This is a genomic window from Streptomyces sp. NPDC008238, assembly GCF_042956445.1.
In the GTDB taxonomy this organism is placed as follows: Bacteria; Actinomycetota; Actinomycetes; order Streptomycetales; family Streptomycetaceae; genus Actinacidiphila.
The window spans coordinates 35,360-55,916 of record NZ_JBIBGK010000042.1; the positions used below are offsets into that span (position 1 = coordinate 35,360).

13 protein-coding genes and 1 pseudogene are annotated in these 20,557 nt (G+C 71.3%); 10 read left to right on the top strand and 4 right to left on the bottom strand.

The window, feature by feature from the left end:
• Window positions 1-226 precede the first annotated feature (226 nt).
• From pnuC (ACFZAU_RS39520) to ACFZAU_RS39545, 6 genes are all read left to right on the top strand, one after another.
• Window positions 227-886 (top strand): nicotinamide riboside transporter PnuC, encoded by a 660-nt coding sequence (pnuC, locus tag ACFZAU_RS39520; protein ID WP_500556220.1) that lies wholly within the window; start codon window positions 227-229, stop codon window positions 884-886.
• Window positions 883-1,986, top strand: a complete 1,104-nt coding sequence (locus ACFZAU_RS39525; protein ID WP_500556221.1) for an AAA family ATPase — start codon at window positions 883-885, stop codon at window positions 1,984-1,986. Before pnuC (ACFZAU_RS39520) ends, ACFZAU_RS39525 begins: the two co-directional genes overlap by 4 nt.
• Before the next feature lie 228 nt (window positions 1,987-2,214).
• Window positions 2,215-2,685 carry a hypothetical protein gene (locus tag ACFZAU_RS39530; protein WP_500556222.1) on the top strand — a complete coding sequence of 157 codons (471 nt, stop codon included), beginning with the start codon at window positions 2,215-2,217 and terminating at the stop codon, window positions 2,683-2,685.
• On the top strand, window positions 2,685-4,073 hold the full coding sequence (locus ACFZAU_RS39535) for a hypothetical protein (protein WP_500556223.1): 1,389 nt from the start codon (window positions 2,685-2,687) through the stop codon (window positions 4,071-4,073). Before ACFZAU_RS39530 ends, ACFZAU_RS39535 begins: the two co-directional genes overlap by 1 nt.
• Complete coding sequence (locus ACFZAU_RS39540; RefSeq protein WP_500556224.1) at window positions 4,070-5,518, top strand: VWA domain-containing protein; 1,449 nt, start codon at window positions 4,070-4,072, stop codon at window positions 5,516-5,518. The genes ACFZAU_RS39535 and ACFZAU_RS39540 overlap by 4 nt, the downstream gene beginning before the upstream one ends.
• Before the next feature lie 77 nt (window positions 5,519-5,595).
• The gene (locus ACFZAU_RS39545; RefSeq protein WP_500462221.1) at window positions 5,596-6,714 is read left to right on the top strand and encodes an ATP-binding protein; all 1,119 of its coding nucleotides are present in this window, start codon (window positions 5,596-5,598) and stop codon (window positions 6,712-6,714) included.
• 11 nt (window positions 6,715-6,725) lie between these two features.
• Here ACFZAU_RS39545 and ACFZAU_RS39550 read toward each other — a convergent pair whose 3' ends face one another.
• Window positions 6,726-7,934 carry an RNA-guided endonuclease InsQ/TnpB family protein gene (locus ACFZAU_RS39550; protein ID WP_500556225.1) on the bottom strand — a complete coding sequence of 403 codons (1,209 nt, stop codon included), beginning with the start codon at window positions 7,932-7,934 and terminating at the stop codon, window positions 6,726-6,728.
• 158 nt (window positions 7,935-8,092) lie between these two features.
• Between ACFZAU_RS39550 and ACFZAU_RS39555 the strand changes: the two genes are divergently transcribed.
• On the top strand, window positions 8,093-10,879 hold the full coding sequence (locus ACFZAU_RS39555) for a DUF5682 family protein (protein ID WP_500556226.1): 2,787 nt from the start codon (window positions 8,093-8,095) through the stop codon (window positions 10,877-10,879).
• Between the two features lie 197 nt (window positions 10,880-11,076).
• Here ACFZAU_RS39555 and ACFZAU_RS39560 read toward each other — a convergent pair whose 3' ends face one another.
• Both ACFZAU_RS39560 and ACFZAU_RS39565 read right to left on the bottom strand, forming a co-directional pair.
• Window positions 11,077-11,421, bottom strand: coding sequence for a hypothetical protein (locus ACFZAU_RS39560; protein WP_500556227.1), 345 nt, complete (start codon window positions 11,419-11,421; stop codon window positions 11,077-11,079).
• 277 nt (window positions 11,422-11,698) lie between these two features.
• Window positions 11,699-15,796, bottom strand: coding sequence for a S8 family serine peptidase (locus tag ACFZAU_RS39565; protein ID WP_500556228.1), 4,098 nt, complete (start codon window positions 15,794-15,796; stop codon window positions 11,699-11,701).
• 187 nt (window positions 15,797-15,983) lie between these two features.
• On the opposite strand from ACFZAU_RS39565, the gene ACFZAU_RS39570 reads away from it, so the two are divergent.
• The 3 genes and pseudogenes from ACFZAU_RS39570 (at window position 15,984) to ACFZAU_RS39580 (ending at window position 18,545) form a co-directional block, all read left to right on the top strand.
• Entirely contained in the window at window positions 15,984-16,970 is a 987-nt protein-coding gene (locus ACFZAU_RS39570; RefSeq protein WP_500556229.1) for a helix-turn-helix domain-containing protein, read from the top strand.
• Window positions 16,971-17,044: 74 nt separating this feature from the next.
• Window positions 17,045-17,664, top strand: a pseudogene (pnuC, locus tag ACFZAU_RS39575) (nicotinamide riboside transporter PnuC); the annotation flags it as partial.
• Between the two features lie 11 nt (window positions 17,665-17,675).
• A complete protein-coding gene (locus tag ACFZAU_RS39580) occupies window positions 17,676-18,545 on the top strand; it encodes an AAA family ATPase (RefSeq protein ID WP_500556230.1) in 870 nt (289 codons plus the stop codon).
• A gap of 94 nt (window positions 18,546-18,639) precedes the next feature.
• Here the strand turns inward: ACFZAU_RS39580 and ACFZAU_RS39585 are convergent, their stop codons facing one another.
• A complete protein-coding gene (locus ACFZAU_RS39585; protein ID WP_500556231.1) occupies window positions 18,640-19,800 on the bottom strand; it encodes an EcsC family protein in 1,161 nt (386 codons plus the stop codon).
• Window positions 19,801-20,557: the final 757 nt, after the last annotated feature.

Below are 20,557 nucleotides of genomic sequence, written 5' to 3' on the forward strand. Positions count from 1 at the left end.
CGCCGGTCGGCGCCGGCCCGCTCCCGGCGCGAGAGTTCGCTGCGCGGGGCGTGACGGGTCCGACGTGATCCTGTGGGCGGCCCGAGGTCCGCGGCCTGAGGTGCGGCGTCCGAGGTCCGAGGTCCGGGGCCGGAGGTCCGTCCCGTGCGCCCGCGCCGCGGTAATTCCCTTGCCTCGCCGCACCCTCCCAGTTATCGTCAAGGTGACATATACAGGAGGTCGCCGCGTGGCTCTCGCGGACTTGTTCGCCCCTCTCCAGCAACCGCTGTTCACCCTGCTGGACACCCCCGTCAGCTGGGTGGAGGTGCTGGGCTCCGGCAGCGGCGCGCTGTGCGTGTGGCTCGTGGCCCGCCGGCACATCGCCAACTGGCCCGTCGGCATCGCCAACAACCTCTTCTTCATCCTGCTGTTCGGCGGTGCCGGACTCTACGCGGACGCCGCCCTGCAGATCGTCTACGTGGTGCTCGCGGTGTACGGATGGTGGTCCTGGGCGGCCGCCGGCCCCGCCGCCGGGCGGCTCGCGATCAGCCGCACCGACCGTCGCACCTGGGCGCTGCTGGCCCCGGCCACGGTCGTCGCCACCGTGCTGCTGACCGTCGCGCTCGACCGGTTCACCGACTCCACGGTGCCCTTCTGGGACGCGCTCACCACCGCGCTGTCGCTGGCCGCCACCTACGGCCAGTGCCGGAAGAAGATCGAGTCCTGGTACCTCTGGATCGCCGCCGACCTCGTCTACATCCCCCTGTACGCCTACAAGGGCCTCCACCTCACCTCGCTCCTCTACGCCGGCTTCCTGCTGCTGTGCCTGGCAGGCCTGCGCGGCTGGCGGGCGGAGGCGGCATCCCGTGGGGACGGCACGGAGACCCGGGTGGAGGTGACGGCGTGAGCGAGTTCGACCACGGGCTCGTGCTCGGCAAGTTCTACCCGCCGCACGCCGGCCACCACCACCTCGTCCGCAGCGCCGCCGCGCGGTGCCGCAGGCTCACCGTGCTGGTCTGTGCCTCCGCCGTGGAGTCCGTCCCGCTCGCCGAACGCGTCGCCTGGATGCGAGAGGTGCACCCGGAGGCGGGCATCGACATCGTTGGCGCGGTGGACGACATACCCGTCGACTACACGGACCCCGCCGTCTGGGACGCCCACATGGCCGTCTTCAAGGCCGCCGTACCGGATCCCGTCGACGCCGTCTTCACCTCCGAGCCGTACGGGGACGAACTCGCCCGCCGCTTCGGCGCGGTGCCGGTCACGGTCGACCTGCACCGCACGGCACACCCGGTCTCCGGCACCGCCGTCCGCGCGGACCCCGTCGCCTGCTGGCACCACCTGGCCGCGCCGGTACGGGCGGGCCTGGCCCGCCGGGTGGTGGTCGTCGGCGCCGAGTCCACCGGCACGACCACCATGGCCCGCGCCCTCGCGGAGCACTACCGGGCGCGCGGAGGCGTCTGGGAGGAGACGCGGTGGGTGCCCGAGTACGGGCGCACCCTCAGCGAGGAGAAGTACGCCCGGCTGCTGGCGACCCGTCCGGACGCCACGTTCGACGAAGTGGAATGGGACTCGGACGAGTTCGAGCTCATCGCCGAACGCCAGGCCGCGGACGAGCACGCCGCCGCACGCACCGGGTCGCCCGTCCTGGTCTGCGACACCGACGCCATGGCCACGACGATCTGGCACGAGCGCTACATGGGCGGCCCCGCCCCACGCGTCGAGGCCGTCGCCGCCCGGGGCCGGCAGCACCTGTGGCTGCTCACCGACGACGCCGGCGTGCCCTTCGAGGACGACGGACTGCGCGACGGCGAGCACCTGCGCTCCTGGATGACGGGCCGCTTCCGCACCGAACTCGAACGCAAAGGGCTGCCGTACGTGGTGCTCACCGGACCGCACGAGCAGCGGCTGAAGACGGCCGTGGCGGCCGTCGACGCCCTGCTCGCCCGCGGCTGGGGATTCACCGCGCCACTGCCGGAACGGGGCGGTTTCACCCTGCCGCGGTGACGCGGTCCCGGGCTCGCGGAAGCGGCGCCGCGCGGCCCTCCGCGACCTTGCCGCGGAGCACCCACACCGAGCGCCCTCATGCCCCTGACCTGGGCCTGTGCACAACCGGACGGCATTGTCAGTGATCGCGGATATGTTCAATGACGTCCCGCCGATCCGGCGCGGAATACCCCCTGCTGCACAGGAGATGGCGCGTTGTCAGATTGGGAGAGGTCGAGCACGGCCCGGGTGACGGCACCCGCGCGGCCGCGCAAGCTCGCCAAGGTTCCGTTCGTCGAACTCGCCGACGGACGCTTGCAGGGCGTGGTGTCCAGCGGCTCGGACATCGAGCGGGTCTACGTCTCGTCGGTCGCCGCCGGCAGCTACGCCTATACCTGCAGCACCAACAACAACCGCCCCTGCGGCGGTGCACGGGGCGGCTTCTGCAACCACATACGGGCCCTGATCGTCGAGGCCGTGCTGCAGTACGGCGCCGAGCGCGTCGCCCGCTACGTCAAGGTGGAGAGCGCGTCCGGCGAGCCGGACGCGCAGAGCGTCACGGCCGCCATGACGAGCGCGCGCCCGTCACCGGGCGACAAGCACGCGGCGGCCCCGGTCTTCAGCCGGTTCCTGCGCCACCTCGCCTACCTGGAACTCGCCCCCACCACGGCCCCCCTGCCCGAGATGCAGTGGTTCCCGCCGACCAGGGCGGTGGCGTGATGCGCATCGACCTGCTCACGGAGGACGTCCCCGGCCTCGACGAGGCCCTGGCGGCCGTCGACGCCTTCGACGCGACGCTCGTCGGCGGACTCCTGCGTCCGCAGCCGGCCCAGGCGGCCGGCCTGACGGAACTCGTCCACGCCGTCGCGGGGACCCCGCTGGCCGCGAGGGTCGCCGAGGCGGCCGAGAAGGCGGCCGCCGGCGCCGCGAGCGAGGACAACCTGGTCGTCCTGGCCGCCGCCCGCACCGCGCTGCTCGGCTCCGTCCACGACGCGCTGACCTCCCGGATCCAGGAGGCCACCGGCCGGACCCGCGGCGACGGTACCGTCCTGGAGCCCGAGGACGCACAGGCCCCGAACGTGCTGGCCGCCGCCCGGTCCTGGCTGTCCGACCTGGCCCGCGCCGGCTGGCAGGGCATCGACCACGACCTGGTGTCGGGCGCGGCGCAGATCGTCTCCGCGATGCTGCCCGAGCCGGGACTGCGCCGCCTGGCCACGCTCCTCGACGGCTTCGCCGCCGAACTCGCCGCCTCCTGCCCCGGCGCCACCATGGAACGGTTCCCGGTACGCCGCTGGGCCGACCTGTGGTCGCGCGGGATGCTGCTGACGCTGCCCGGCGCGATCGGCGCTTCCGGCACCGGGACGGCGACCGGCCGCCTCCTGCCCCTCGGCGTCGACGTGCAGGAGCACGCCACCGCCGTACAGGCCCAGGTCCACGCCGTACTCGAACCCGCGGACGGCGGGGCGGCCCGCCTGGTGCGCGCGAGCGTGTCGGTGCCGAAACCGGACACCGTCGTCGGCGCCGGCCTGTGGCAACTGCTCCGCCCGCACATGTCGCTGCTCGCGGCCGTCAGCGAAGGCCGCTCCATGGACCTCGCCGGCATGCCGGTCACCGCCGAGGGCGATCTGCTCTGGAACGACGCGCACGCCCAGGCGGGCGAGCCCGCCGACGCCTTCGCCACCGCCCGCGTCGCGCTGCCCACCGCCGCCGACCCGGCCGTCGCCCCCCTGGACCGCCACCCGGCGCGCATCGCCGTACCCGTCTTCCTGGAGGGCTACGCCGCCGCCATCGCCGACGACACGGTGACGTTCACCGTCGCCGGTCAGACCCTCGCCGTCGACACCGACCGCGTACCGGCCGCCGGACCGCTCACCCCCGAGGCCGTCACGGCGTCGGGCGCCTGCATCGCGCTGCTCCGCTGGGACGACGGCGCGTACCGGGTCCAGCCGCTGGCCGTCGAGACGACCGCGCGGAAGAAGCCCGTCACCGTCCACGCCGGGGCATGGGCGGGCGGGACGACCGACAAGAACGGCGTCAAGGCCGAGAAGGCCGCCACCGACGCCGTGGACGTCCTGCGGGAGCGCGCGGGAAGGCTGCTGCGCAAATGACCGAGACCACCGAGGGAACCACCGCGCGGACCGACGTCACGGACGGGTCTCCCGTGGCCGACCCCCACGACAACCGCCGCCAGGTCCTGTACTGGCGCCTGCTCGCCCGGCTCTTCGACCACGAGGAGCAGGCCGGCCTGGAATCGGCGAGCCTCGCCGTCGTCGAGGACATCGGCCTGCCGCCAGCCCTGCTGGACCCGCAGACCTCCGTCGACTCCATCGTGCAGCGCCACCCGGAGCTGGCAGCCGAGTTCGACGGCCTGATGGCACCCGAGCCCGATCCCGAGGACGGCGCACGCGACCGTGCCGCCGAAGTCCGCCGCGCCGCGCTCGTCTCGAAGGTGTTGCTCAACGTCTTCGCCTCCGGCTCCGGCACCGTCACCGCCGGGCAGCTGGCACGCTGGCAGGCCGACGCGGGCTGGCTGGAACGCGCGCTCGGCTGCCGGCCCGGCGAGCTGCGCGGCGGCCGCGCCGGGGGACGCATGGCAGGACCCGGCGTCAGCCCCACCGGCACCGGCGGCGGGGGCAACACCCCCGACCTCAGCCGCCTGATCCCGGCGATCGGCCCCGAACTCGGCGCGATCGAGGCAGACCTCGTCAAGCGCATGCACCTGCGCGAGGTGCTGGCCGACCCCAAGCTCGCCGCGCAGCTCACCCCGAGCATGTCGCTGATCGAGCAACTGCTGCGGGACAAGAACAACCTCTCGGGCGTCGCCCTCGCCAACGCCAAGTCCCTGATCCGCCGCTTCGTCGACGAGGTCGCCGAAGTGCTGCGCACCCAGGTCGAGAAGGCCACGGTCGGCGCGATCGACCGCTCGATCCCGCCCAAGCGGGTGTTCCGCAACCTCGACCTCGACCGCACCATCTGGAAGAACCTCACCAACTGGAGCCCGGAGGAGCAGCGGCTCTACGTCAACCGCCTCTACTACCGGCACACCGCGCGCAAGACGACGCCCCAGCGGCTGATCGTCGTCGTCGACCAGTCCGGCTCGATGGTCGACTCCATGGTGAACTGCACCATCCTCGCCTCGATCTTCGCGGGCCTGCCGAAGGTGGACGTCCACCTCATCGCCTACGACACGCAGGCACTCGACCTCACGCCCTGGGTCCACGACCCCTTCGAGACCCTGCTGCGCACCAAGCTCGGCGGCGGCACCGACGGCACGGTCGCCATGGCGCTCGCGCAGCCGAAGGTCGCCGAGCCCCGCAACACCGTCGTGGTGTGGATCTCCGACTTCTACGAATGGCGGACCGAGCCGCTGTTCGAGAGCATGGCCGCCCTCCACCGCTCGGGCGTCAAGTTCATCCCCGTCGGCTCGGTGACGAGCTCCGGCCGCGGCAGCGTCAACCCGTGGTTCCGCGAGCGCTTCAAGGACCTCGGCACGCCGGTGATCTCCGGCCACATACGCAAGCTCGTCAACGAGCTCAAGACGTTCCTCGCCTGAGCGCCCCCAGGCAGTCAAAGGCACCGCAAGGCAACCCAGGTAACCCGAACAACCCCACCACGCCCGAAAGGCCCCTCATGTCCGACCTGTTGCGCGCCCCCGCCGAGACCAAGTACGCCGAGGAACTCGACTGGCTGGAGTCGGTCGACGACAACCCCAAGCCGTTCTCCTGGCGGCTGTCGCCCAAGATGGTCCGGCTGTTCGTCCTGGGCTCCGAGCCCTCCGACGGCCTGGACCGCGAGATCGCGCAGAAGTGGTTCGGCGACCGCAGCTTCGTCGAGCGCTCCATCGTCACCCTCGCCTCCGACCGCGGCCTGCTCCTCATCGGCGACCCCGGCACCGGCAAGAGCTGGCTCGCCGAGCTGCTGTCCGCCGCGATCTCCCGCAACTCCACCCTCGTCGTCCAGGGCACGGCCGGCACCACCGAGGACCACATCAAGTACTCCTGGAACGTGTCCATGGTCATCGCCAAGGGCCAGTCGCGGGAGTCGATGATCCCCTCGCCGATCATGACCGCCATGGAGACCGGTGCCATCGGCCGCTTCGAGGAGCTCACCCGCTCCACCAGCGACGTCCAGGACGCCCTGATCTCCATCCTCTCCGAGAAGTACATCTCCGTCCCCGAACTCGACGGCGACAGCGACAACATCGTCTTCGCCAAGCCCGGCTTCTCGATCATCGCCACCGCCAACAGCCGCGACCGCGGGGTCAACGACCTCTCCTCCGCGCTCAAGCGCCGCTTCAACTTCGTCCGCATCCCCGTCGTGACGAACAAGAAGAGCGAGGCGGAGATCGTCCGCTTCCGCACCGAGGAGCTGCTGCGCCGCCACCAGATAGAGCTGGACGTGCCGCCGACCCTCCTCGACGTGCTGCTGCAGAGCTTCGCCGACCTGCGCGCCTCGGCCGCCGCGGCCGGCAGCGACGACGAGAAGCTGGAGTCCGCCCTGTCCACCGCGGAGCAGATCGGCGTCCTGGAGGACTCCATACTGCACAGCAACTTCTTCGGCGAGCGCGCCCTGACCGCCCGTACCCTGGCCTCCTCCCTCGTCGGCTCGCTGGCCCGGCGCGAGCCGGAGGATCTGGCGATCCTCAACAAGTACCTGCACGGCGTCGTCGAGCCGCGCAGCAAGGACGAGGGCGGCGCCTGGCCGGAGTTCCTGGAGGGCGGCCGCGACGCGATCGCCACACTGTCTTGACTTCCTTCCCCCTAACGGAGGGGGACTCCAGCGGTCGCCCGCTGGGTTTCCTGCTTCACCGACGACCGCCCCGTCCGGGAGGACTCCCGTTGAGGTCTTACACCGCCTCCACAGGCAGACACCGCCAGCCCGGCGGCCAAGATGTTGCGCGCCGCATTCACGTCGCGGTCGTGCACGGTGCCGCAGTCGCACGTCCACTCGCGGACGTTCAGCGGCAGCTTCTCGCGGACCGTGCCGCAGTTCCCGCACAGCTTGCTGGACGGGAACCAGCGGTCGACCACCACGAGTTCACGCCCGTACCAGGCGCACTTGTACTCCAGCATCGTGCGGAGGTTCGTCCAGGCCACATCGGAGATGGCACGCGCGAGCTTGCCGTTCTTCAGCAGGTTACGAACGGTGAGGTCCTCGATCACGACCGTTTGGTTCTCACGGACGAGACGAGTCGAGAGCTTGTGGAGGAAGTCCCGGCGGCGGTCGGCGATGCGGGCGTGCACCCTGGCGACCTTACGGCGGGCCTTCTCCCGGTTCGAGCTGCCCTTGGCCTTGCGGGACAGCTCCCGCTGCGCGTGAGCAAGCCGGGCACGGTCGCGTCGCTCGTGCCGAGGGTTGGTGATCTTCTCGCCGGTGGACAAGGTCACGAGGGACGTGATTCCGGCGTCCAAGCCGACCACCGCGTCCGTGGCGGGGGCCGGGACGATGGCTTCCTCGACGAGGATCGAAATGAACCAGCGGCCCGCGCTGTCACGGGACACGGTCACCGTCGTGGGCTCCGCACCCGTCGGGAGGGGCCGCGACCAGCGGATGTCCAAAGGCTGGGCCATCTTGGCCAGTGTCAGCTTCCCGCCACGCCACTTGAATGCGCTGCGGGTGTATTCGGCCGACGCACGGGACCTTTTCCGGCTCTTGAAGCGCGGGTACCTGGCCTGCTTGGCGAAGAAGTTCCCGAACGCCGTCTGAAGGTGGCGCAGCGCCTGCTGCAAAGGAACGGAGGACACCTCCGCCAGGAAGGCCAGGTCCTCGGTCTTCTTCCACTCGGTCAGTGCGGCGGACGACTGTACGTAGGAGATGCGGCGCTGCTCGCCGTACCAGGCGCGGGTTCGTTCCTCGAGCGCCTTGTTGTACACGAGGCGGACGCAGCCGAACGTACGGGACAGCTCGGCTGCCTGCTCGCCCGTTGGGTAGAAGCGGTACTTGAAAGCCCGCTTGACCTGCTGCGTCATGCCTCACATCCTAGCAACTTCCGTGTAAGGCACGGGAATTGTCTGGCAGCTGGCAGGCGTCAAGTCGTCCTGACGGTGATTCGACCATCCCCTCCCTGCCTCGCAGCAGTCCATTTCCTCCCTGGCCTGGAGGCCGGGGTACCCACGAAGGAAGGCCGATGAGCGGTACCCAAAAGGAGACCTTCGAGGCGCTGCGCACCCAGCTCCGCGAAGCGGCCACGACGTTCGCCGACGGCCCCGACGCCCTGGAGGGAATCCTCCTCGGCATGGTCGACGACGTCGACCGCGCGGTGCGCGAGCCGCTGGAGGTCTTCCCGGTCTGCCACCACTCGCCGGCCTCGGCTGTCGCCATGGCGCGCCGCCTGCGCGAGAAGCAGCCGAAGGTCGTGTACCTGGAGCTGTGCGAGGACATGACGCCGCTGCTCACCGAGCTGCGCAACTGCCGGCTCCCGGTCGCGGTCCAGGCGTACGCGAGCGAGGTCGACGGCTTCCCCGCCGACTGGGCCCCGCTGTCGGTGGTCGCCCCGATCACCGAGGCCTCGGCGGAGTACCAGGCGATCGCCTACGCGCTGGACACCCCGGGCGTGGAACTCGTCCTGGTCGACCGCTCCTCCGACCACGTTTTCCAGTGGGACGCCCGCGCCGAGCGGCCGGACACAACGGAGGACCCGGAGGCGCCGCCCGCCGAGGAGGAGGCCGCGCTGCACGGCGACGCGGTCGGTGTGGAGATCGGCGACCTGCGGCCGCGCTTCGCCGAGCTGGAGGAGCACCTGCTGCGGCACGGCCGCGTGCGGCACTGGTCGGAGTGGTGGCACCAGTACGTCGAGCTGCCGCTCGGCGACGCCGACCACGACACGTACCGCCAGGTCATGTTCCTCATCGGCAGCCTCTTCCGGCGCCTCGCCCCGGGCGACCCGCACCGGGTGCGCGTGGACGAGGACCGCGAGCGCCACATGTGGACCCGGATGCGCGAGCACCTGGCGGCCACCGGCACCGACCCGGCGGACTGCGTCTACGTCTGCGGCGCCTTCCACGCCGCCAGCCGCGTCGCGGAGTTCGGCGTGGACGGCACCGACACCTTCGAGATCAGCCCGCGCAGCGGCACCAAGTGGCTGCACGGCCTGATCCCGTCCAGCCACGCGGCGATCGAGGCGCAGTTCGGCCTGGCGGCGGGCTCGGTGTCGATCGCGGCGACGCAGTGGGCGAAGAACCTCAAGCGCACACGCGTCAAGCCGTACCGTCTGGCCGGCCAAGCGGGCGCGAAGAAGACGACTCCCGCCAAGACCCCGCCCCCCGCACCACAGGCACCGGCGGCCGACCAGCTGACCGGCTTCCTCCAGCGCCCACCCGTACTGGACCACCTGGACGAGGCCGAACTGCTCGGCTGGTCGGTGGACATCGTGCGCGCCGCCCGCCGCAACGGCTACCTCGCCTCGACCGCCGACGCCATCGCCGTGTTCGAGACGTCGATCCTGCTGGCGGGGATGCGGGACCGGGCCAGGCCCACGCCGTACGACTTCCAGGACGCGGCCGTCACGTGCATCGAGAAGGAAGCGGCACCCGGCCGGCGCGACGTGCGCCGGCTCGTGGAGATCATGATGGGCGGCGACCGGATCGGCCAGGTCGGGTACGACGCCCTGCCGCCCCTCGCGCGCGACGTGTACGACCGGCTCGAACCCCTGAACCTCAAGCTGCAGCAGCGCGGAGTACAGCGCGCCCTGCTCGACATCGCCGGACGACCGGAACTCGGCCCCTGCTCCGACGTGCTGTGGATGCTGCGCCGGCTGATGCCCGAAGGAACGGCCCGGCCGATCATGGGCGAGCGGAAGCTCGGCGAGCGCCCGATCCAGGAGTCCTGGGACCTGGCCCTCGGCACGCACCAGCGCGCGCTGATCGAGCTCGGCTACGAGGGCGTCAGCATCGAGCAGGTCCTCGAACAGCGCCTGCGCCGCCGCGCCTACGACCCCAAGGCCACCGCGGCTACCGTCCTGGAAGCCGTCGAGGACGCGACGCTGTACCTGAACAGCCGCCGCCTCGCCGACGAACTCGGCACGCGGGCCCTGGAGGTGCTGTCGGCCGAACGCACGGTGGACGGCGCCCCGGAGGTGCTGCGCCGGGTACGCCGGCTCCTCGCCTACTACCGCACGAGCGAGCCGACGCTGCCGTCGTGGATCGAGTCCTTCACCAAGACCGGCTACGCGCACTACTGCACCCTGCTGCCGACGGCGTTCACCGACGAGGACGCCACGGTCCGCCAGGTGGCGGCGATGCTGGGCTTCCTGTTCAGCATGGAGACCCTGGCGCTGTCGCTGGGCTGCGACCGCACGCAACTGGAACTGGCGGTGGCGCAGTCCCACCCGCAGGACCCGTCGAAGACGGCACTGCTGTGGGCGGCCCAGGTCCACCTGGGCACCCAGACCCGCGCGGAGCTTCGGACGCGGTGCGACGAGCTCCTGGCCAACCCGATGGTGGTCCCGGCCTACCCGCGCTACCTGAGCGGCCTGCTGCACGCCCTGGAACCGGTCCCGGGCCTGGCGGACATCGTGGTGGAAGCCGTCTCCAAGGCCTTCGGCCGCCTGCCGGACCAGGTCCTTCTCCCCTGGCTCCCCACCCTGATCACAAGCCTCCGCGCGAGCGGCACGGAACTGGCTCCCCTCCTGATCCGCGAGGCCGGCCGCATGTTCCCGGCCCGCCTCCCGGCCCTCGACGCATGGATCCCCCCGTGGAAGGTCGAACCGACGCAGCCGGTCCTGGCGCCCCGCAAGCAATCCGTCCGCGGCGCCGCCCTCCTCACCGCCCACCCGGCAACGACCGACGCACTCGCCCGCATCCTGGGCTGCGACGACCCCTGGACCAGGGTGGACCCGGAGCCGACGGGCGCTGTCCTGCTCGACCGCTACCCGGCCACGTCAGCCGCCTTGGAGGCGCTTCTGGCCAGGGCGTGACTTCGGGCGGGGATACCGGCCATCGGACGGGAGTAGTTCCCGTCGCCGGACGACGCCGACCTGCTCCGGCAGGCTGTTGTGGCGGGTCTCCCTTGCGCGGGAACTCACCCGCCGTTCGGCGAGCGGTGCGGGTGAGGACGTGGGCTTTCAGCCAGGACCGCGCACTCGGGCCCGAGGGAGGTGCGCATGTGTGGCGATCACAGGCTCCACCCGCCGGAACCGGTTCGGTCCGCCTGCTGCTCCCTGTACTCCGGCGTGGCGGGCCCGACTGGGCCGCGCCGGAAGCCGACCAGGACCGACTCCGCCGCCTGGCGCGCTTCCCCAGAAGCGCGCCAGGCGGGGTGGCGGTCCCGCTGCCGACTCCCGCTCAGGCGGCGGGCGGGACCTGGGCCGGTGGCTCGGGTCGCCCGCAGGGCGTAGCAGGAGACGAGGACCATGGCGGCCGTGGCGGGCAGCGCGACCAGTGCTCCGGCGAGACCACTGCTGATCACGAAGCCGGCGAGAGTGCCGATGAAGAAGATCACCGGGATCCAGCGCGGCACGGCGCGGCCGCGCCACAGGGCGACGGCGATCAGCGCGGCGGTAGCAGGAAGCGACCGGCGGGAGCGACGCTCCTGCGTGAGGCGATGGCGACGCGGAGGATGCCCGGTACGTGAACGCCCCCGGCTCGCGCGTCCCCGGCCGCCGCGAGCCGGCGCAGCGGGCGAGGCCGCTGCGCCGGCTCGTGCACAGGAGCCTGTGTCCATGGTTGCGATTCGGTACAGGCGCGCCACGGGGGCGGGAAGCGGTGACCGCTTCCCGCCCCGAACCGCCGCGCGCTCAGTAGGAGAACTGGCGGATCTGGCCGTCGTAGGCCCCGTACGTCCAGCCCGTGCGGGTCGCCGGGTCCAGCTGGACGGAGTTCATCACACCGCCGTGGACCAGGGGACCGCCGTGCCCCGTGATCTGGAAACCGGACAGCGTCCGCACCACCTCCCCGGTCGTCACGTCGATGACGAGCATCTGACCGGTGGCGTTGTTGTCGGCGACGACGGCCGTGCCGGAGCCGGCGTAGCTCGTGCCCTCCGGCGCTGTGAACGCCGCCACCGCGAGCCCGTTCGCGCCGTCCACCGCCATCCCCGTGGCCGGGCCGCGCCGTACCGTCACCGGGTCATCCGTCTCGCCGGTCGCCACGTCGAGCGAGCCGAGGACGCTGGTCGGGACGATCTTGGTGCTGATCGCGGTGGCCGACAGGTTGTAGAGCGTGCCCGCGCCGTCGGAGCCGAAGCCGTTGCTGCAACCGGACATGGTCCCCACGGGGCTGACGCTGCGGGTCTGCAAGTCCACGCGCGGGATCTGCACGCCGCCCAGGCAGAGGGCGATGGGGGCGCCCTTCGCCAGGTAGACGTCCCCGGTGGAGGTGTCGATGTCCAGGAGGCTGTACGAGCCCTTGGCGACGTTCGGCAGGTCGGCAGGGATGGGGTCCTCGGTGGTGCCGTTCGCGAGGTCGACGGGCAGCACCAGGTCGGTGTTGTCGGAGACCGCCCGGAGCAGCAGCGCGCCGCGGGAGCGGGCGGCGTCGACGCGTCCGACGACGAACCGGTAGTCGGCCGCCGCGAGCGTGGTCCGCCCGACGAGGCTGCCGGTGGCGGTGTTCCAGGTCTCCACCTGCACATCGCCGCCGGGCTCCGCCTGGTGCACCGCAAGGGCGCGGTGCGTGGCGGGGGCCACGCCGAGGACCTCGTACTCCGATCCGTCGCCGCTGTCCGAGGCGATGACCGGGCCGTAGACGCCGGTCCTGGTGGAGTAGTGGCGGATCTCGGTGGCACCGGAGACGGTCCGCAGTGCGGCGACCGAGTCGTCGCCCGCGGCTGCGAAGGACAGCACCGTGCTTCCGGCCGGGGCGACGCCGTCGTCGACCTCGAGGGTCGAGACGGGAGACGCCTGGCCGATGACCCGGTGCTTGCTGTCGAGGGCCATGACGCGCACGCCGTAGACAGTGGAGGAGGACAGGCCCAGCCGCAGGGCGTCGAGGTCGATGCTGCCCATGGTGGCGGGCAGGACACGGTGGGCTGTGGAGGGCGCGTCGACGCCGTTGTCGTCGAGGGCGGTGCCGTTGGCGTTGGTGAAGGTGTTCAGCGAGTTGTGGAGCGTCGGGGCGGGCGCCGCGAACTCCACCTGCGCGTACTTCGCCCCCGGCACGTCGCGCACGTCGTACCGGACGGCGAAGCCGGCCTTGGCACGGGTGACCTGGGTGCTGTGCGCGGGGATGCCGTCCTGCCCGGTGACCAGTGGTGCCTGCGGGCGCTGCTCGGCGGTTCCGCCGTCGACGCGAACCGGCGCGAACTCCCCGTAGGTGGTCAGGCTGGGGTTGCCCCCGAAGCCGGACTGGGCGATGCCGATGCCGTAGAGGCCACCCCCGGCGCCGAACGCGTCGGCGGGGATGGTGACCGTGCCGGAAGTGGCCGTCAGGGCCTGGTGCCACGCGGCGCTGAACAGGGGCGCGAGGGCGGGGTTCCAGTGGCCGACGGTGGACACGACGAGCTGCGGGTCGTTGAGCTTGGCGACGCCGGACAGGTCGTAGGTGACGGTGACCGCGTGGCCTGCCTTCACCACCGCGGGGCCCTTGGGCGCGGTGCTCTCCACGTAACGGCCGTCGCTGGGGCCGACGGTGAGGGTGCGGCGTACGGTGGCCTGGGTCCGGCCGTCGGTCAGGACGCGGTAGGTGGCGGTGATCGTGCGGTCGGAGTCGGAGACCACGGGGAGTCCGGTGGCGTTCAGCAGTTCCGTCGGCGTCACGCGGATCGCCGGGGTGGCGGAGTGCCAGGTTCGCGCGCCCACGGTGAGCGTGTACGTGGGGCTGGCGCCCTTGGGCAGGCCGGTGACGTCACCGGCGAAGGTGACCGGGCCCACCAGGCCCATGCCGTTGCCGCCGGAGGCCATGTCGCCGAGGTCGATGCGGCCCGGGTCGGTCGTCTCCAGGAACTGCCCGCCCAGGCCGGCGTTGGTGACCCTGTGGGCGACCGACAGCCGTACGGCCGCGGTGGCGCCGGCGCGGTGCCCGAGGACGTCCTCGACGGCGGCGGTGACGTCGATCTGCCGGCCGACGTTGAGCTCGCGGTCGATCTGCGCCGGGGTGGCGACCTCACGGCCGGTCCGCTGCAGGACGTCCCGTACCTGTGCGGGCGTCAGGTGGTGTCCGGCGAGCCCGGCGGCCTGGAGCACGACGGCGGCGGCCGCCGCGATCTCGGGTGCGGACGCGGACGTGCCGCCGTTGAGGACGGGGGTGACGGACTGCGCGTCGCCCTGCTCGGTGTGGGTGAAGGCGACGATGTTGTCGCTGGGCGCCGAGAGGTCGATGCGGGTGCCGAAGCCGGAGGAGAAGGTGCCGAAGCCGCTGATGCGGGTCTCGGCGGTGGTGGCGGGTCCGGTCCGGGAGGCGAGGGTGTCGTCCAGGGTGGTGCCGCCGGCGGCTATCGCGCCGCTGTCGGGGACGTGTGACGGGGTGGTGGAGTAGGCCACGTCGTTGATGTCGGTGGCCGACTTGTCGTTCTTCGCGGTGTCGGTGGGCGTGCTGCCGCCGTCGGGGCCGACGGCGGCCGGGGTGTAGAGGCGGGTTCCGTCGTTGGAGGAGATCACCACCACGACGTGGTCCTTCTGGACGATCGAGGCGACGACGGACCGGATGTACGGGTCGTCCTCGAGGTAGCGCCCCGGGAAGCCCTGGGCGTCGGTGCCGAAGCCGAGGCTGGCGGTGATGACGTCCGGCTTGGGGGACTGGTGGGCGGCGGCCAGGAGCGCGGTCGCGATCTGGTCCATCGTCGGCTGCTGCGGGACGACGAGGCGGTAGTCGGCGCCGGGGGCGACACCGAGCAGGTCGGTGTAGTCGCTGCCGGTCCGGTCGGGGCGCTGCCGGTCGTGGGCGAGGGGCGCCATGACGCTGAAGTCGAGGAGGACTTCGCCGAGGCCGGGATCCTGGTCCTTGGTGGACGCCGAGCCGCTGAGGCTGCCGTCGGGGGCGGCGACGTAGGCGGGGATCAGCGGCATCGAGGGGAGATCGAGGTAGCGCTGACCGTCCTGGAGGACGGTGGTCGGGCCGTGGCCCTGCACGTACGGGTCACCGGCGTCGGCCATCGCCTGGTCGGTCAAATCGCCGATGGAAACGTTGGTGATGGTCCGCCCGGCGCCGGGCTGCTGCCCGTAGCGGCCCTGGAGGATGTCGAAGGCGCCCACTGCGTCGACGCCGCCGGCGTTGAGGAACGCCTGGGCGGAGTCGGTGAGGGCGAAGTTGGTGGGGACGGGGGAGGCACCGGGCGGCGCTGACGCTGGTGTGTGCTTCGCGGACACCCTTGCGGCCGCGGGGATTTGCCGGCCCCCGGTGTTCATGGTGTTCACGTAGCGGTTGGGTTCCGCGTTCGCGATCCCCGGCGTGCCCTGGAGGGTGCGGGCGACGGCGGCGGAGTCGCGGTTCCCGGTCCGTACGACGTAGGTGCGCGACAGGTCGGCGGCGTCGTCGCCCAGGCGCGTGCGGGCCGATGTGGTCATCGACTCGGTGGCCGCGGCCGACAGAGAGGGGAAGAGCGGCTGGAGCGCGGTGGCCCCGACCGCGTTCAGCTTCTTGTTCACGGCGGCGCTGCTGGTGCCGGGCGCGTGGGCCTGGGCCCTGTTGCCCGGCAGCTCGCGGCCGGTCACGGCGGTCTGCGGGGAGAAGGTCACCAGCACCTGGCCCGGGACTACGCCGGCGCGCTGGGCGGGCAGCGCCTTCTGCGGTGACGCGTCGCCCAGTGGCGTACGGCCTGCGAGGGACGGGGCGGAGCCTTCGCTCGCGGAAACGGGAGCGGCAGAGGCCGGGAGCGCGGCGGTGAGGGCCAGGAACACGACGGACGTGACGGACACGGCACCGAGCCGTCGTCTGCCGTGCGGATGGGCACGCGACATGGGACACCTTTTCAGCGGGGCGAGGGTGTGCGGGGCGACACACCGTGGCGCGCTGACGCCCACCTCAACGCAGGGCAGCGCGCTCGTTGCTGGAAGATGTCAAGTGCGGCGGACCAGACGCAAGGTGGGAAAGGTGGCCTACCTCCGCCAGGTGGCCGGTTGGTGCCACGGAGGTGTGGGAGAAGGCATGGAATTTACCGTACTGGGGTTCACGGCGGACGCAGAGCGCGTGTACACGGCGCTGGTGGGGATGCCGCGGTGCACGGCGGCGGAGGTCGCCGAGGCGTGCGGCCTGGCCGCGCCCGCGGCGGGGAAGCTGCTGTCAGGCCTGGTCAGGGATGGCCTGGCGGTGCGCAGCGCCGGGCGGCCGCCGAGGTTCTCGGCCGCGGCCCCCGATGTCGCGGTCGGCGCGCTGATCAACGAACGGGAGCAGCAGCTCGGCGAGGCGCGGGCGCTGGTGCAGCGGCTGATCGAGACGCACCGGGAGGCGGCCAGGATCAGCCACCCGGACATGGCCGCCGAACTGCTGACGGACCGCGACGACATCAGCAAGGCCGTGCACCGGCTGACGACCGGAGCGCGCCGCGAGGTGTGCGCCTTCGACCGCCCTCCGTACGTCGACCGGCCCGGCAGCAACCTCGATGGCCAGCTGGAGCGGCAGCGGACAGGGGTGACCCACCGGGTGATCTACGACCGCGAGGCGGTGGCGTGGCCCGGCAGGCTCCAGGGCGACATCATGCCGAGCATGCGAGCGGGGGAGCAGGCCCGGATGCGGCCGGAGCTGCCGTTGAAGCTGGTGATCAGCGACGGCCGTGCCGCGATCATCCCGTTCAGCCTGGCGCCGGGCGGCCAGTCCGCGGCGTATCTGATCCACCCGTCGCCGATGCTGGTGGCGCTGCAGTCGCTCTTCGAGGCGCAGTGGGAGCGGGCGATCCCGCTGGGGGAGGCGGCGCCCACGACTTCGGCGGCACCGGGACAGTCTGGGCAGCCGGATGCCGAGACCCTGGCCCTGATCAGCCTGCTGGCTTCGGGGCTCACGGACGCGGCCATCGCCCGCACCCAGGGCTGGAGCGCCCGGACCACGCAGCGGCGCATCCACCGCCTGATGACCGAACTCGGCGCGTCCACCCGCTTCCAGACGGGGCTGGCGGCGGCCCGGCGGGGGTGGCTGTGAGCCGCGGGCGAAACTCCCTTGCCCCTCCCGCACGCCCGGCGTTACCGTCAGTGTGACGTTTAGGGGGTCGCCGCGTGGTTCTCGCGGACATGGTCACCCGGCTCCAGCAGCCCCTGTTCACCCTGCTCGACACCCCCGTCAGCTGGGTGTAGGTGCTGGGCTTCGGCAGCGGAGCGCTCTGCGTATGGCTCGTGGCCCGCCGGCACATCGCCAACTGGCCGATCGGCATCGCGAACAACCTCTTCTTCATCCTGCTCTTCGCTGGCGCCGGACTGTACGCGGACGCCGCCCTCCAGGTCGTCTACGTGGCGCTGGCGGTGTACGGCTGGTGGGCTTGGGTCGCCGGGGCGTCAGGGAACCTCACCATCAGCCGCACGGACGCCCGTACATGGCGGATCCTGGCTGCCGGACGGTGGCCGCCACCGGGCTCCTGACCGTGCTGCTCGACCAGGCCACCGACTCGACGGTGCCGTTCTGGGACGCGCTGACGACGGCGCTGTCGCTGGCCGCGACGTACGGCCAGTGCCGGAAGAAGATCGAGTCCTGGTACCTGTGGATGGCCGCCGACGTCGTCTACATCCCGCTGTACGCCTACAAGGGCCTCTACCTGACGTCGCTGCTATACGCGGGCTTCCTGCTGCTGTGCGCGGTGGGACTGCGGGCCTGGCTGGGCGAGGCCGGGGCGGTCCGGAAGGAGGCCCTGGCATGGGCGAGTTCGACCACGGGCTGGTGCTGGGCAAGTTCTATCCGCCGCACGCGGGCCACCACCTGGTGTGCAGCGCGGCCGCGCGATGCCGCAGGCTGACGGTGCTGGTGTGCGCCTCCGCGGTGGAGTCGATCCCGCTCGCGGACCGGGTGGCGTGGATGCGCGAGGTGCACCCCGAGGCGGGCATCGAGGTCGTGGGCGCGGTCGACGACATACCCGTCGATGTCACCGACCCCGCGGTGTGGGACGCTCACATGGCCATCTTCCGCGCCGCCGTCCCGGACCCCGTGGACGCGGTCTTCACGTCCGAACCGTACGGGGAGGAACTCGGCCGCCGCTTCGGCGCGACGCCGGTGACGGTGGACATCGCCCGCGCGACCCACCCGGTCTCTGGCACGGCCGTCCGTAGGGACCCGGTGGGCTGCTGGCGTTTTTGGCCGCCCCGGTGCGGGCGGATCGCGGAACGCCAGTTCGCGGACGAGAACGCGGCAGCACGCGCCGGCTCCCCGGTCCTGTTCTGCGACACGGACCCCCTGGCCACGACGATCTGGCACGAACGCTATATGGGCACCCGCAACCCCCAGGTCGAATCCATCGCGGCCCGCGCCCGCCACGACCTGTGGCTCCTCACGGACGACACGGGCGTCCCCTTCGAGGACGACGGCCTCCGCGACGGCGAACACGTCCGCACATGGATGACGGACCGCTTCCGCGAGGAACTGACCCGCAGGGCCCTCCCGCATGTCCTCCTGACGGGCCCGCACGAAGAACGCCTGCGCACGGCAGTAACAGCCGTCGACACGCTCCTCACGACCGGCTGGCACTTCGCCGCCCCACTCCCGGAGCGCGGGGGGCTCGCCCCGCACTGATCCGGACGACCGTGACGGAGGCGAGCGCCTTGTTAGAAAGTGCCGGTGACCAGAGACCTGATGTTCGAAGGCGACGTTTCTGGAGCGGCCGCACTTACGGGGCGTCGGACTGGAGGTCGTCGTCCCAGGTGGCTGCCAGTGCGGCCGGCAGCGGCAGCCCATATTTGTCGCACAGGAATCGGGTCTGGCAGTAACGTCGTGCGTCAGCGGCCACGTTTCCGAGGACCGCGGCGTTCATGCCGGCACCGATGATGACACCCACGAACGGCACGACCTTGGCAACGTTTTGAACGGGCACTCTGGAGCCGGCCGGGCCCATCTGCTGCAGCAACTTTTCAAGAGCGGCCAGGAGGCGGTGGTCCTGGCGGAGCTTTTGTGACCACCGCACGCGTCCCTTGACGGCTTCCGCCGCCCGTGCCGCGTCACGCAACGGCTTGGCTTTGGCCGCCTGTGCCATGAAGGACCGCTGAACCAGGCGTTGGATGAATCTCTGCTCATCGGGGTCCTTGGCGTCGTAGCCGTAGGAGTACGCGACGCGTGCCGCGATCGACGTGCTCAGAACCTGGATGACGAGGATGTCCGCTGTCATCGCGACGGGGATGCCGGCGACGGGGACCATGGCCAGCAGACCCATCGCGCCGCCTTCGAGTCCACCGGCTGTCCGCCACTTGAGGGTGTTCAAGGTCAACAGCCGGTCGCAAGCCTTGAGGTCCTGCTTCCGCAGTTCCGTGAAACCGTCGAGTTCGAGGCCCTGCTTGCGGGCGAGCTCCACGACCTTCTTCGGGTCGTTGAGCTCCAGGGACCAGTCGTTGACCAGCTCGAGAAGAGATGCCGCTGCTCCGAGCACGGGTCGCATGGCCTTGTCGGCGACCGCGTCGCCTGCCCGGCGAATTGGTTCCGTGACCGCCTCAGGCACAGCGTCCGCAACGCGCCTCACAGCGCTTCCCGCGACCTCGCCGGTGCGACCGAGCGCGGTGCTCGCCCAGTTGGGCAAACCACGGCGATTGCTGCGCCGTTGCCAGTGCTCGTTGAGGGTGTCCCATACCTGTGCCTCGTAGGCACTCATGGGGGTTGTGCCGTCGACGATCGAGTCGGGGTAAGTGCTCATTGATGTTCTCCGTTCGAGTGGTGAGGCGCTTTTGCCCCATTGCGCGGAAGCACGTCCGAAGTCGACTTGGCCGTCCTTCTGCGGGGCGAACCAGACACCGTGCCGCTGACAGACCTGGCGGGGCGTGCGCCGCTTCGGATCGGTCACTCCCTGAGATCGTCGAGTCGGCTTGCTCGGCGTCTCGAAGTGGGAGGAGCCAGCCGCCGAATGCAGACGTGTCGTCAACAGCTCCTACCTAGAGGGCGAGTTGGAAGCTGGACCTTGTGCAGCTCACCTCGGGAGCGACCGGCCCCGCCCGCTGACGTTCAGCGCCGAGCCGACGAAACCATCCCCGCCGACCTGATCCCATAGGTCAGCGTGTCGGAGTTGGCAGACGTTCCTCCGAGGCCCGGTTCCTCATCGGTAGTCGGATGGGGATTTGCCGAGTCGCCAAACGCTGGGCTTGTGGCTGCGCATCGATTCCCCGGCTGCCGCATCTGCGCGGGCTTCCTGATCGGCGCGCTTTTCCTCGACCTGCCGGCGGATACGTTGCTGAACGGCATCGTTCGGTCGCATGTAGAAGCAGCCCAGATGGTAGAAGCAACCTGCATCGCACTTGAGGGGCTCACCGATCGGGAACGCCTTGTCGCACTTGGCACACCTGGTTGCAGTCTTTGCGGGCCGCGCCATTGCGGACTTGCGCTCGGGAACCCCGGTCGGCTGGGGCGGTGTTTCGCGCGCCCGCCATCTGCCTCGTCTACTCACTGCTCCCCCACATCGCAGAGTGAATCCATCCCCGGCAGCATCATCGCCAGCGGGCTGACAAACCGCTAGACGAGTAGTTCCGATGTGGTCAGTGGTCGAAGGCGATCAGTGACCTGGTGGTGGGTGCGTTGGTGTGGTGGTTGTGCCAGATGGCTGCTGC